Origin of the sequence: Arthrobacter sp. (assembly GCF_031179385.1) — a bacterium.
GTDB lineage: Bacteria > Actinomycetota > Actinomycetes > Actinomycetales > Micrococcaceae > Arthrobacter_D.
Genome location: NZ_JAPSHV010000089.1, coordinates 1 through 12,209 on the forward strand (window position 1 = coordinate 1; position 12,209 = coordinate 12,209).

At 65.4% G+C, this 12,209-nt stretch carries 13 protein-coding genes; 5 read left to right on the forward strand and 8 right to left on the reverse strand.

Features of this window, described 5'->3' with window-relative positions:
- A partial coding sequence (locus RIF85_RS11820; RefSeq protein ID WP_309072102.1) for an SDR family NAD(P)-dependent oxidoreductase occupies window positions 1-532 on the forward strand: 532 nt, incomplete at its 5' end.
- Here the strand turns inward: RIF85_RS11820 and RIF85_RS11825 are convergent.
- The 4 genes from RIF85_RS11825 to RIF85_RS11840 are packed head-to-tail and all read right to left on the reverse strand — an operon-like array spanning window position 511 to window position 3,203.
- A complete protein-coding gene (locus RIF85_RS11825; RefSeq protein WP_309072103.1) occupies window positions 511-1,308 on the reverse strand; it encodes an ABC transporter permease in 798 nt (265 codons plus the stop codon). The two genes, RIF85_RS11820 and RIF85_RS11825, sit on opposite strands and share 22 nt — an antisense overlap.
- Complete coding sequence (locus RIF85_RS11830) at window positions 1,305-2,234, reverse strand: ABC transporter ATP-binding protein (protein WP_309072104.1); 930 nt, start codon at window positions 2,232-2,234, stop codon at window positions 1,305-1,307. The genes RIF85_RS11825 and RIF85_RS11830 overlap by 4 nt, the downstream gene beginning before the upstream one ends.
- The gene (locus RIF85_RS11835) at window positions 2,231-2,539 is read right to left on the reverse strand and encodes a transcriptional regulator (protein ID WP_309072105.1); all 309 of its coding nucleotides are present in this window, start codon (window positions 2,537-2,539) and stop codon (window positions 2,231-2,233) included. Before RIF85_RS11835 ends, RIF85_RS11830 begins: the two co-directional genes overlap by 4 nt.
- The gene (locus tag RIF85_RS11840) at window positions 2,532-3,203 is read right to left on the reverse strand and encodes a hypothetical protein (protein ID WP_309072106.1); all 672 of its coding nucleotides are present in this window, start codon (window positions 3,201-3,203) and stop codon (window positions 2,532-2,534) included. The genes RIF85_RS11835 and RIF85_RS11840 overlap by 8 nt, the downstream gene beginning before the upstream one ends.
- A gap of 99 nt (window positions 3,204-3,302) precedes the next feature.
- On the opposite strand from RIF85_RS11840, the gene RIF85_RS11845 reads away from it, so the two are divergent.
- On the forward strand, window positions 3,303-3,815 hold the full coding sequence (locus tag RIF85_RS11845; RefSeq protein WP_309072107.1) for a DinB family protein: 513 nt from the start codon (window positions 3,303-3,305) through the stop codon (window positions 3,813-3,815).
- A gap of 9 nt (window positions 3,816-3,824) precedes the next feature.
- On the opposite strand, the gene trmB is transcribed toward RIF85_RS11845, so the two are convergent.
- Window positions 3,825-4,694 (reverse strand): tRNA (guanosine(46)-N7)-methyltransferase TrmB, encoded by an 870-nt coding sequence (trmB, locus tag RIF85_RS11850; RefSeq protein WP_309072108.1) that lies wholly within the window; start codon window positions 4,692-4,694, stop codon window positions 3,825-3,827.
- Between the two features lie 43 nt (window positions 4,695-4,737).
- Window positions 4,738-5,973, reverse strand: a complete 1,236-nt coding sequence (locus tag RIF85_RS11855; protein WP_309072109.1) for a M20 family metallopeptidase — start codon at window positions 5,971-5,973, stop codon at window positions 4,738-4,740.
- 308 nt (window positions 5,974-6,281) lie between these two features.
- Between RIF85_RS11855 and RIF85_RS11860 the strand changes: the two genes are divergently transcribed.
- Window positions 6,282-7,931, forward strand: a complete 1,650-nt coding sequence (locus tag RIF85_RS11860) for a DEAD/DEAH box helicase (RefSeq protein WP_309072110.1) — start codon at window positions 6,282-6,284, stop codon at window positions 7,929-7,931.
- 70 nt (window positions 7,932-8,001) lie between these two features.
- On the opposite strand, the gene RIF85_RS11865 is transcribed toward RIF85_RS11860, so the two are convergent.
- Window positions 8,002-9,456 carry an amino acid permease gene (locus RIF85_RS11865; protein WP_309072111.1) on the reverse strand — a complete coding sequence of 485 codons (1,455 nt, stop codon included), beginning with the start codon at window positions 9,454-9,456 and terminating at the stop codon, window positions 8,002-8,004.
- Between the two features lie 95 nt (window positions 9,457-9,551).
- Between RIF85_RS11865 and RIF85_RS11870 the strand changes: the two genes are divergently transcribed.
- Complete coding sequence (locus tag RIF85_RS11870; protein ID WP_309072112.1) at window positions 9,552-9,959, forward strand: YccF domain-containing protein; 408 nt, start codon at window positions 9,552-9,554, stop codon at window positions 9,957-9,959.
- Window positions 9,960-9,974: 15 nt separating this feature from the next.
- Here the strand turns inward: RIF85_RS11870 and RIF85_RS11875 are convergent, their stop codons facing one another.
- The gene (locus tag RIF85_RS11875) at window positions 9,975-11,945 is read right to left on the reverse strand and encodes a penicillin-binding transpeptidase domain-containing protein (protein WP_309072113.1); all 1,971 of its coding nucleotides are present in this window, start codon (window positions 11,943-11,945) and stop codon (window positions 9,975-9,977) included.
- A 101-nt stretch (window positions 11,946-12,046) separates the two neighbouring features.
- Here RIF85_RS11875 and RIF85_RS11880 point away from each other — a divergent pair.
- Window positions 12,047-12,209 (forward strand): aldo/keto reductase (locus tag RIF85_RS11880; RefSeq protein ID WP_309072114.1); only part of this gene is annotated, 163 nt, incomplete at its 3' end.

The following is a 12,209-nucleotide window of genomic DNA, read 5'->3' on the forward strand; positions in this document are numbered from 1 at the left end:
CATGGATCAGAGCAGCGGTGGCGTTCTTGTCGGCAAACACTTCCTGGTGGTCGGTGCCACCGGCCAGCTCGGTTCGCGCATAGCCCGCGAGCTGAACTCGCGGGGTGCGCGTCTGACGCTCAGCGGACGCGATCGAGGCAAGCTCGATTCGTTGGCAGCGGAGTTGGAAGCAGGTGCCGTTCCAGCGGACCTCACCGCGCCGGCGGGGCCAGGCAGCATCATCGACGCGCTGGGCGACAGCATGCTGGACGGGCTCGTCTACTCGGCGGGTGTGGTGGCGTTCGGCCCCGCTTCAGAGCTCGACGATGACACCCTGGACGAACTGCTCCTGACCAACTTCGTGGGTTACGCCAGGCTCCGCGTTTGCCCCAGGGTAAGGATCCGGACGCGGTCGCCTGCCGCATCGTCGACGCAATCACCGCCGGGGAACAGGACCTGCCGGCATCGTCGTTCGTGTGAGAACGGTGCCCCGCTCCACGTGCCTGGCAGCGGGCATCCTCCTGCCGCTGCTCAGCGGAACCGACGGCCCTGATCCCGCCGGGCTGCCCACAGGGCAGCGGCGCCAAGGGTGAAGGTCCACGTCAGCAGGCATACGAGCGTCGTCGCCTCCAGTCCCTCGCCCGTGAGGGCAAAGACGGCCAGGTCACGCGCCGCCCGCGAAGGCAGGAACAGCGAGAAGGTGTCCAGCCACTCAGGGAACGCCGCCGGCGGAAGCATCATTCCGCCGGCGAAAGCCAGGGGGAAGAAGACAACCTGGGTCACAGCCACGGCCACCTTGGAAGTGCACAGGTACCCGATCAGAAGCCCAAGGGCCAGGAAGGGCAGTCCGGACAACAGCCAGACGGCGACAGCGAACGGGATGCGCCACCAGGCAAGGTCCCCACCGGTGAACGACTCGAGGGCGCTGGTCAGGGTGGCTCCGATGACCAGGACCGGAATCAGGGACATGACGCCGAACAGCATTGCACCGGCCGCCCTCGCCAGTATTCCGGGCAGCGGTCCGGCAGGCAGGGATCGGACGTAGGTGCTCCATGGGTTGGCGCGGTCCTCAGCCACGCCCACCCCGTAGTTGAACAGGTAGGCGCTCATGACGCCGAAAACCGACAGCTGCGCGATGGCGGACAGCGAAGCGCCGGGATTCTCCGTCACTGACGATTGCGGCACCACGAAGAACACCAGGACCAACGCCGGGAAGACCACCGCGGAGATCACGGCCACCGGGATGCGGAACTGTTCCAGGAATTGCGCCTTGGTATGGGTGCGGATCAGCGAGAATTGCGAGGGCGGGTTGGCGGCGGTGGTGCTCATGGCTGCTCCTTGGCGGTGATGGCGCGGAAGGCTTCCTCGAGGGTGGCTGCGTGGACTTCGAGCTGTTCGAACGGCAGGTCCCGCAGCACGAGTTCGCGCACGGTGGCGTCCGCATTGTGGGTGACGAGAGTGATGCGCCCGTTGTCCGCTGTTGTCACCTCCACGGTATGGGCAATAGAGCCGAACGACGACGGCGGCAGTTTCGTCCGGAAGGAAACCTTGCTCACGGAGACTGTGCCTCGGATTTCGTCCACGGTCCCGTCGGCGATGATCGTGCCGCGGTCGATGACCACCACGCGGTTGGCGAGCGCCTGGATCTCCTCCAGATAGTGGCTCGTGATGAGCAGGGTACCGCCGGAGCGACGGTACTGACGCAACTGCGCCCACAGGGTTTCGCGGGCGTCCACGTCGAGCCCGGTGGTGGGCTCATCCAGGATCACCAGTTCCGGTCGGCCCACCAGGGCAAGGGCCACCAGCAGGCGCCGCTGCTGCCCGCCCGAAAGGCCGCCGCACTGCTTGCGTTCTATGGACGCGAGTCCGAAGTCGGCCAGGAGTTCGTTGCTGGAGACCGCATCGGGATAGTGTGCGGCGACGAACCGTACGGCTTCGCCGACGGTCAGGTTCTGGGGAACTGCCGTCGCCTGGGGCGTCATCCCGAGTCGCAGTCTGGTGCGCGGGTGGGCAGGGTCCCCGCCGAACAGACGGACCGATCCCGAATCCGGTCGCCGAAGGCCCGAGAGCAGACCGATCAGTGTGGATTTGCCGGCACCGTTCGGACCAAGCAGGCCGACTGATTCTCCGGCGTTGATCTGCAGTGAGACGCCCGTGAGGGCGGGGGTCGTTCCGAAGGTCTTCGTGACAGCATCAGCGGAGGCGAGCGCCGTCGTCGTGCCCCGTGGGGACACAGTGATGGCAGGGGAAGTCATGGTTTCTCCGTCAGCTCGATGGTAAGCATCTCGTGTAAGGCTTTCCGGTAGGCGGCGTAAGCAGCCTTCCCTTCCGGTGTGATGGCGACGTAGGTGGCGGGCGTCCGCCCCTCGATGGTCTTCGAGACGGTGACGTAACCGGCGTCTTCAAGCTTGCGCAGGTGCGTCGAGAGGTTGCCTGCGGTCATCTCGAGTATCTTCTGCAGTTTGGTGAAGGCGATCCGGTCGCGCTCGCCGACTTCATTCAGAGTGGCGATGGCGCGCAGCCTTGATTCGGCATGGATCACGGGGTCAAGCTCAGGCATGGGAGAACCTCCGCCGTTGCCGGAGTGCCTCGAAGGCCGCGCCGACAAAGAAGCCGCCGGAACCAAGGATGAAGAACACGGTGAGGAAGTGGTCCGGGCCTGCGAAGATGGCGGCGAGATCCACCACGAGGAACCAGATCCCCATCACAACCTGGACGACGTCGTTGAAGGTGGTTCCGCCGGTGATGTAAAGCAGGCCGACGATCAGGATTGCGATGCCGTTGATGAGCATGCCGCGGAGCCAGAAGTCATCCACTGCGGCAGCGATCGCACCGCCCAGCGCGCTCAGGACAGTGAACCCGAGTGCCCAGGACACCGCGTAGAACCCGCCTGTGAAGGTTGAGTGCCCGCGGATGCCGCGGCTCTGTCGGGCGAAGACCACCACGGTGGATATAACGCCGAGGGCGATCAGCACACCGAAAACCAGGAGCGCGGTCTCGGGTTGCAGAGGAAGCCAGCCCTTCTGGGAACCGTGAAGTAAGCCATAACCCAGGAGCCAGGCGAGGGCCCATAAAAGGTACAGCCACGTTCCATCGGCACGCAGCTCGCGGCGTGCGCGCTTCTCTGCGGCAGCAACAACACTCAGGGCGGCATTCAGGTCCAGTGGCCGGTCGCCGTCGAAGGGCTCGGGGCTTTCCACGGTCTCTTTCTCGGAGGAGTTCATGCAAATCACTTTGCACCACAAACTGCTTTGTGGCAATAGTCAGTGGGCTCGTAGGTCATCGGGTGTCAAACCTGCACCTGCACGGATACGCTTCCACCCATGGCGATTCAACCTGACACCAAAGACTGGACGTGGGTCCTCGAGCGGGCTTGCGACGAATGCGGCTTCGACCCCGCTGTTCACCCGCCGGAGAGTATCGCGCAACAGCACCGGGAGGACTTTCCACGCTGGCGGAGTGTGCTCAACCGGGCCGACGTCCGCGAACGTCCGGATGAGAGCACCTGGTCAGCGCTTGAATATGCCGCGCATGTTCGCGACGTGTACGTGCTCTTCACTGAGAGGACGCGACTGATGCTGACCCAGGAGGATCCGGTCTTCGCGGACTGGGATCAGGACCGAACCGCCGACGAGAAGAACTACCCCGGAGAGGATCCTGCCGGAGTGTCACGCGACCTCGTAGCAGCGGGCGAGGACTACGCCGTGCTGCTCGATTCAGTGTCCGACTGGAACCGGCAGGGGCGGCGAAGCAACGGCTCGCGCTTCACCATCGGCACCCTCGCACAATATGGACTGCACGACGTCGTCCATCACCTGCACGACGTCCGCGGCTGAGGGCGGGACCTAGGAAACGCGCCGGTAGGTCAGGTCGAAGATCATGCGCCCGGCATCGTGCGCCTTGTTTTCGAAGCTCGTGAGAACGCGACCCTCGAAGCGCGGCGCCCAGCCTCCGAGTGCGTCCTCGCCGTCGTTCACGGAAGCGGTGCCGGCCCGCTCGCGGCCCTCCCGCCGAGGGGTCCCGCCGACCTCGTGCTCAACCCCGCTGGCCCAGACCTGGGTGAGCGGACTGTCCGCACCGGCGCGCTCGCCGTCGTGCAGGTTCTCAAAGAACGGCGAGGCATTAGCCGCTTCACGCATCTGCGCCGCGTAGTCCGACCAGTCCGTAGCGAGGCGCAGGAGGCCGCCGGGCACCAGGACCCGGCCGGCGAGCTCAATGAAGGAATCCTTCACCAGGCGCCGTTTGTGGTGACGCGTCTTGTGCCACGGGTCAGGGAAGAAGACCCACAGCTCAGCGACCGAGGCGGGGCGGATCATCGTGGCCAGTGCTTCTGCGGCGTTCACCTGCGCAACCCGGACGTTCGTGAGCCCGCGCTGATCGATGCGGAGCAGGGTCTGAGCCAGCCCCGGCTTGTAGACCTCGAGGGCAAGGAAGTTGTGTTCCGGCCGCTCGGCGGCGGCATGCGCCACGGCCTCACCCAGGCCAGAGCCCACCTCGACGACAAGCGGCGCATCCCGCCCAAAGGAGGCGGCGGCGTCGTATTCCCAGGTGGGGTCCACTGACGTGTCGGCCGCGGAGTTGCGCGGGACCTCCACCACCAGGCCCTCGGACAATTCCGCCCACGCATCACGACGGCGGCCCTGCAGGCGTGAGCCGCGGCGAACGAACGATACGGGCTGGGCAGGGAAGGGCTGGGATTCAGGCTGCGTACTCATCTCTACAAGCGTAGCGAGGCCCGCCAAGCCGGTTCCTGACCGGTCAGGCTGAGGCGGCGGCCAGCTCCGCGATCCGGGCAACCGCCAGCTGCGTGTAGAGGGCCGTGCCGTCAGCGAGGATGCTGTCGTCGAAGGCGGCATAGGGGGAGTGGTTGAACGCCGTCCCCGCCGGATCAACACCGGGTTTCACCGCCGAGAGGAACACGAAGCTTCCGGGCACGGCCGCCAGGACCCTCGAGAAGTCTTCTGAGCCGCTGAGCGGGTTCACCATCCGGGTGTACCGCTCATCGCCGAACAGCTCATGCACGTTCTTCTCAAGGTTGGACGTTTCACCCTCGTCGGTGACGGTCAGCGGATACTCCGTCTCATAGTCGACCGTCGCGTACAGGCCGTGCGCTTCCGCGATGCCATTGACCAGGCGGGGAATCGCTGTGCGCATGAGGTCCCGGTTCTGTTCCGAGAATGTGCGGATCGTAGCTTCGATGCGCGCCGATTCGGGAATGATGTTGCGCTTGGTGCCCGCCTGCAGGAGCCCTACTGTCAGCACCACAGGGTCGAACATATCGAACTGCCGCGTGATCATCGTCTGCAGGCTCGTCACGATCTCCGCGGCCACGGTCACGGGGTCCTTCGCGCGGTGGGGAGCGGAACCGTGGCCGCCCGCGCCGTGAACTGTGATGTACAGGGCGTCGGAGGCGGACATCAGTGTGCCCGACCGGCTGGCGAAAAGCCCGTTCGGCAGCATCGAGGACACAACGTGGATTCCGTATGCCGCATCCGGCCGCCGCCCGGCGGCCTCCAGGACACCTTCACGGATCATCACCCCCGCACCGTCAAACCCTTCCTCGCCGGGCTGGAACATCAGTACGACGTCGCCTGCCAGCTGGTCCCGCCGGTCAGCCAGGAGCCGGGCGGCCCCGGCGAGCATCGCCGTGTGCAGGTCATGGCCGCAGGCATGCATGGCACCGTCAATTCGAGACGAGTAGTCGACGCCGGTCTGCTCCTGAACCGGCAGCGCGTCCATGTCGCCGCGCAGGAGAACTACGGGCTTGCGGGCTGCGGAGGACGGCGCCGTTCCGCGCAGTACTGCGGTCACCGACGTCGTGTCCTTGCCGACGCTCACTTCGTAGGGAAGCCCGTCGAGGGCCTCCAGCACCTTTTCCTGGGTACGGGGGAGGTGCAGGCCGATCTCCGGCTCCTGGTGGAGCTTGTGGCGTAACTCCGTGACCTCCTCGGAAATGTCTGCGGCGTGCGAGCGGATGGCGGCGGCGGTGGACATGGCTTCTCCTGGGGTGCGGGGTTTTGGTGCAGCTCGCATGGTGGGCTTGCTCACACTCACCCCATCCTCACCAACGGGCGTCAGGAGCGCAACCGGACCACTGCTAGACTTGAGGCACTTGCTTGCGGCACATGGTGCCTCTTCCTCCGGAAGGCTTCCGCCGCAGCCTGCGTCGATGAACGCATTCTTTTGTCCCGCGCTATCTCCCATGATCGTGAGAGCGGTTGACACTGTCTGACTTTCCTTCGGCGGACTCTGGGCATCAACCGATGCGCAGGGAAGATGAGAAGAAAGTTCGTGTACTTTACATGACTACCTTTGCTGCGCTTGGCGTGCCCACAGCGCTGGTCCGTTCCCTCACCGACCAGGGAATCACCGAACCGTTCCCCATCCAGGTCAAGACCCTCCCTGACACCCTCGCGGGTCGGGACGTGCTTGGCCGCGGCCGTACCGGCTCCGGCAAGACGCTTGCGTTCACCCTGCCGATGGTGGCCCGCCTCGCCGAGCGTGAAGCCGCCTACCGCCGCAAGCCCGGCCGCCCGCTGGCTCTCGTCCTTGCTCCGACGCGTGAACTCGCAACGCAGATCAATGCCACCGTAGAGCCGCTGGCCGCTGAACTCGGCCTCAACACCACCGTCATCTACGGCGGTGTATCCCAGGCACGCCAGGAGAAGGCGCTGCGCGCCGGCGTCGATATTGTCATCGCCTGCCCGGGCCGTCTTGAAGACCTGATGCGACAGAAGCTGGTGACCCTCGAATCGGTCGAGATCACCGTGCTCGACGAGGCCGACCACATGGCGGATCTCGGCTTCCTGCCCGTGGTGAAGCGCATTCTCGACACCACACCCACCGAGGGGCAGCGCATGCTGTTCTCCGCCACCCTGGACAACGGCGTGGACAAGATCGTGCAGCGGTACCTGTCCAACCCGCTGACCCACTCCGTGGACACCCCTCAGGCATCGGTCACCACGATGGAGCACCACGTGCTGCTCATCGGCGATCAGACCCAGAAGAAGCAGCTCATCGTCCAGCTCGCCTCCGGCAAGGGCAAGCGCGTCCTCTTCATGCGCACCAAGCACCATGCCCGCAAGCTCGCGAAGACCCTGACCGACGCCGGAATTCCCGCCGTCGACCTTCACGGCAACCTCTCGCAGAACGCCCGGGACCGCAACCTGGCGGAGTTCTCGACCGGTGACGTGCGCGTCCTCGTCGCCACCGACGTCGCCGCGCGCGGTGTCCACGTCGACGACGTCGAGCTCGTGGTTCACGTGGACCCTCCCACGGAGCACAAGGCCTATTTGCACCGCTCCGGCCGTACGGCCCGCGCGGGTTCCGACGGCACCGTCGTGACCATCACGTTGCCCGAGCAGAAGAGCGAAGTTCAGAAGCTCATGAAGGCCGCCGGCGTGAACGTCGGGTTCGAGAACGTCACCGCGACGTCCCCGTTGATCGGCAAGCTCATCGGTGACGTAGCGGAGAAGGTTGATCCCCGCACCCGGGCGGCTCTCCTCGCACAGCGCGAGAACGCCGGGGGCGGCACCTCCACCGGAGCGAACGCCGAGCGCAAGCGCGCCCGTCGCGCTGCCCCCGCTGCCGGAGGCCGCGGTGGCCGTGGCGGTCGCGGGCGTGTTGCCGCGGAGCCTCAGGGCAACCGGGCAGAGCGCCGCAAGGACCAGCCGCAGGCACCCCGCTTCGGTGGTGACAGCGACCGTCGTCGTTCCGGTGAAGGTGCAGCAGCAGCCACCAGCCGCCCTCGCAGGGCACGCTCCGGGGACGTCGCCGCGCACAGCGCCGCCGGCACCCGCGGCTCCCAGGGCAAGGCTCCGGCCGGTTCCGGGCAGCGCAGCTCCGGCCAGCGGGCATCGGCGCCGTCGTCCTCGGGCCGCCCCTCCGGCAACCGCGGAGCGGGTTCCCGTAGGGCCAGCGCCCCGGCGTCGAACGAACGGCGCGGCCGCTAACTGAAGCCAGACTCAGCACTGCCCACCGACCGAATACGGTCGGTGGGCAGTGCTGTTTCTGGAGCTTCGTCTAGCCCTCCTCGGTATGGATCACTTCCTGGTAGCGGGGGCTGCGAGGATCCATCACCGAGTTCTTTCTGCTGTAGGCGAAGTAGATCACGAGGCCGATCAGGAGCCAGACGCCGAACCGCATCCAGGTCTCCGGCTCCAGCTGGAGGATCAGGAACAGCGAGGAGAGCACTCCGAAGGCCGGGATCCACGGCATCAGCGGCAGTCGGAAGGTCCGGGGCTGTTCCGGCCGCTTGTAGCGCAGGACGATCACCGCGACGCACACCACCACGAACGCGGCGAGGATCCCAATGTTCGTCAGATCCGCGATGAGGCGGATGGGAAAGACGCCGGCAAGGAAGGCCGAGGCAATACCGGCGATCCAGGTCACCCGCTGCGGTGTGCCATGGCGATCGGTGCCTGAGAACCAGCGGGGGAGGAGTCCGTCCCGGCTCATGGAGAACCAGACACGGGTGACGCCGAGCAGGAAGGTGAGCATCACTGTCAGGATCGAGAGAACCGCGAAGGCCGAGATGATGGTGGCGATGACCGGCAGGCCCACCGACTGGAAGGCGACGGCGAACGCCGCGTTGGTGTCCAGCTCTTCCCAGTTCTGCATCCCGGTCAGCACGAGCGTAGCCAGGACGTACAGGGTCATGGCGATGGCCAGGGACAGCAGGATCGCTTTCGGCATGTGTTTCTTGCCGTCCTCGGCTTCCTCAGCGGCGGTACTCATGGCGTCGTACCCGAACACCGCGAAGAAAACTACTGCCGCGCCGGTGAACACCGCACCGAACCCGTTGGGCATGAACGGCGAGTAGTTGTCAGCGCTGACGTAGAAGAACCCGAGGCCGATGATGAACAGGATCAGCAGGATCTTGATCGCCACCGCGACAAGCTCGAATCTGCCGAAGGTCTTCGTTCCACGGCTCAGGATGAAGGTGATGAACAGGCAGACGATGATGGCCGGCAGGTTCACCAGGCCGCCCTCGACGACGTCTGCCGTCCCCTGGATAGCCACCGGAATTTCGATTCCAATGCCGGCCATGAATTCGGTGAAGTAACCGGAGATGCCGATGGCTACCACCGCGACGATCGCAATGTACTCGAGGAGCAGATCCCACCCGATGAACCATCCGATGATCTCACCGAGCGCAACGTACCCGTAGGTATACGCCGAGCCCGCCCGTGGAATCATCCCCGCGAATTCGGCGTACGACAGGGCAGCGGCGGCGCTGGCAAGACCTGCCACGAGGAAGGAAATCAGGACGGCGGGACCGGCACCCTCACCACCCTCCTGCCCGCTGGCAACCAGGCCCGCAAGCGTGAAGATGCCGATGCCGATGATGCCGCCGACACCGATGGCCGTCAGCTGCCACAGCCCGAGGCTCTTGAACAGTCCGCTCTTCTCGGCCTCGTCGTCCATCTGGGCGATGGACTTGCGTCGCATGATCGAGTGTTCGTTCTGCGGGGCCATGGCGTCCCCTTTCCTGCCGGTCTTCGCGCCGGTACGGGATGCAGTCAGGGTAATCCCTCATGCCGATCGACGCCGATGTTGGGAAGAATAGACCCATGACTGCACTCTTGAACATCATTTGGCTTATATTCGGCGGGGTGTGGCTGGCGATCGGGTATTTCCTCGCCGGCATAGTGTGCTGCCTGCTGATTGTGACGATCCCCTTTGGGATAGCGTCGTTCCGCATCGGTGCCTATGCGCTCTGGCCCTTCGGCCGGTCAGTGGTGGACCGGGGAGGACGCACCTACTTCTTCTCCACGGTAGGCAACGTCATCTGGCTGGTGGTCGCTGGAATCTGGATCGCAATCGGCCATGTGCTCACGTCCATCCCGATGTTCCTCAGCATCATCGGCATACCGCTGGGAATTGCGAACATCAAGCTCATCCCGGTTTCCCTGATGCCGCTGGGCAAGGAGATCGTTCCGACGTCGGGCACCCGCTACCCCCAGCAGTTGCGCTACTGACCGGTTCCCGGCCGGTTACTCACCGGCTGCCCCGCGCAGGAACTCCTCCATGAGCGGCCCGCCGGAAATGGATCCGCGCTCGCCTTCCTCGACGAACACGGCAACAGCCAGGTCACCCTGAAGAGCCACCACCCAGGCATGGGTCCGCGGCGGGTCTTCCGTCCCGAACTCCGCCGTGCCGGTCTTAGCGAGGACCGGCTCCCCGGGGATGTCGGCGAGCAGCTGCGCGCCTCCTACGGTGACGACGGCGGCCATCATCTCCCGCAGCGCGGCCGCCTCCTCCGCGGTCAGGTTGCTCGGCGCCGGCGCTTCCTGGGTTTCGTTCCCTGCACCTTCAGTTCCTTCCGCGGTGGGCTCGGCAGAAGCCGACGACGACGGCGCCGCATTCTCTCCGCCGCCGCCCAGGAGCGTAGGAGCAACCCGTTCCCCGGCTCCCACGGATGCAGCCATGATGGCCAGCGACAAGGGGGACACCAGGACCTCACCCTGCCCGATCATCGACGCTGCGTGAGTAGTTCCGTCGGCTTCTGCAGGGACCGACCCGAAGAACGCCGGCGTGCCGATGGGGACGTCGACCCCAATACCGAGATCCGCCGCAGCCGATGCGAGCGCCTCCTGCGAAACGACGTCGCGCTGCGAGATGAAGCCGGTATTACAGGATTGAGCCAGCGCCTGCAGGAGCGGAATCTCGCCGGTGAACTGCACCGGGTATCCGGGGACGTTGTTGAATGCGCGGCCGTCCACTACCAGCTCTTCGGGACAGCTCGTGGTCGAATCGGGGGTGAAGCCGTTCTTGAGCAGGGCGAGGGAGGTCGCTACCTTGAAGGTCGATCCGGGCGGATACTGCCCGAGCAGCGCCGTCTGCAGGCCCTCACTTCCCGGGCCGTTTGCGGCCGCCAGGATTGCGCCGCTTGAAGGCCGGATGGCAACGATGGAGGAAGCGGATTCTTCTTCCGCCAGAACCTCTTCCGCAAGGGTCTGCAATGCCGGATCGAGAGTGAGTTCCAGGGGTTCTCCGGGAACAGGATCTTTCTCGAAGAGAACCTCGCGCGTGCGTGTTTCGCCCTCTCCCGTCACGGCCTCGATGACCATGCCCGGTGTTCCTGCCAATTGCTCGTCATACTGCAGTTGTATTCCGGACAGCCCGGCTGTGTCACCAGCCTCCAACCGTCCGTCCGACTGCTCCACCAGCTCCGCGGTCACCTGGCCCACTGAGCCCAGCAGCTCGCGCGCGAAGGTGCGTGTGGGAGCCAGGGACATAGTGTCCGGGATTCCGGTTGCCCCAGGAATGGCATTGATCTGGTCGTCGGAGACAGGGCGGTCCTCGTTGTCCCGAAGAACGATCGCCTCGACGAACGCCTCCCCGCCGGCGCCTGCCACCTGCTCGACGTAAGCTGCGGGATCGATGCCCACAAGGTCCGCCAGGGCTGTGGCAGAAGCCTCGAGCTCAGCCGCTTCAACGCGGGTCTTGTCGATGCCCACGCGGATGACGGGACGCTCCGTCACCAGCACTTCCCCGCCTGCCCCCAGGATTTCTGCCCGCTCGGAGGCAGTGCGGGATACGGCGAGCGTGGCATCCTCGGTCAGCCCGTTGACCGCCACACCGGGCGTCCAACCAACTTGCCATGCATCGTCGACCTTGGTCAGCTCCGCTGTGGTGGTGTATGTCCAGTCGGTGTCGCCGGCATCGACGTCCCACGCGTGGTTGAGCTGTGCCGTCGCTGTGTCCTCACCTGTGGATTCCACTGAGGCAACCGTGACGGTGGGTGAAACCGGGTCAAGGGGAGCAGCGAGCTCCTCGAGCTGCGCAGTGGCTTCCTCCGGGGACACGGACGTGAAAGCAACGCCGCTCAGGTCGCCGTTGGTGAGTCCCTCAGCAAGGCTGGCGGCCGCGTCTTCGGCAGTAGGCCCGTCTGAAGTGCAGGCCGTAAGCGTCAGCGCCAGGCCGGCGATTGTCAGGACAGCGGTGATGTCGGTTCTCCCCATGGGCTCCATTATCGCGCATGGCGTTCCCCTGCGTTGCCCGCTTTTCACCACTTGAATCAGGTACTCGTCCGGCGGGAGCCCACAGGAATACCATCAAGACCATGACCCTCAACCGAATCGAACTGGCCAATGGCTTCACCGTGAGTGCCCAGGGCTTCGGCGGAATGGCGCTGACCGAGGTGTATGGCGGCCTGGACCGCAAAGCTGCCCTGGAAACCCTCCACCACGCCGTGGATGCGGGGGTGACTTTCATTGATACGGCGG

What these genes read in the sequence shown, in the direction of transcription:
- RIF85_RS11865 (WP_309072111.1), bottom strand. Translation starts at nt 9,456, where the DNA reads ATGGCCCCGCAGAACGAACACTCGATCATGCGACGCAAGTCCATCGCC.
- RIF85_RS11870 (WP_309072112.1), top strand. Translation starts at nt 9,552, where the DNA reads ATGACTGCACTCTTGAACATCATTTGGCTTATATTCGGCGGGGTGTGG.
- RIF85_RS11845 (WP_309072107.1), top strand. Translation starts at nt 3,303, where the DNA reads ATGGCGATTCAACCTGACACCAAAGACTGGACGTGGGTCCTCGAGCGG.
- RIF85_RS11830 (WP_309072104.1), bottom strand. Translation starts at nt 2,234, where the DNA reads ATGACTTCCCCTGCCATCACTGTGTCCCCACGGGGCACGACGACGGCG.
- RIF85_RS11875 (WP_309072113.1), bottom strand. Translation starts at nt 11,945, where the DNA reads ATGGGGAGAACCGACATCACCGCTGTCCTGACAATCGCCGGCCTGGCG.
- RIF85_RS11825 (WP_309072103.1), bottom strand. Translation starts at nt 1,308, where the DNA reads ATGAGCACCACCGCCGCCAACCCGCCCTCGCAATTCTCGCTGATCCGC.
- RIF85_RS11835 (WP_309072105.1), bottom strand. Translation starts at nt 2,539, where the DNA reads ATGCCTGAGCTTGACCCCGTGATCCATGCCGAATCAAGGCTGCGCGCC.
- RIF85_RS11855 (WP_309072109.1), bottom strand. Translation starts at nt 5,973, where the DNA reads ATGTCCACCGCCGCCGCCATCCGCTCGCACGCCGCAGACATTTCCGAG.
- trmB (WP_309072108.1), bottom strand. Translation starts at nt 4,694, where the DNA reads ATGAGTACGCAGCCTGAATCCCAGCCCTTCCCTGCCCAGCCCGTATCG.
- RIF85_RS11860 (WP_309072110.1), top strand. Translation starts at nt 6,282, where the DNA reads ATGACTACCTTTGCTGCGCTTGGCGTGCCCACAGCGCTGGTCCGTTCC.
- RIF85_RS11840 (WP_309072106.1), bottom strand. Translation starts at nt 3,203, where the DNA reads ATGAACTCCTCCGAGAAAGAGACCGTGGAAAGCCCCGAGCCCTTCGAC.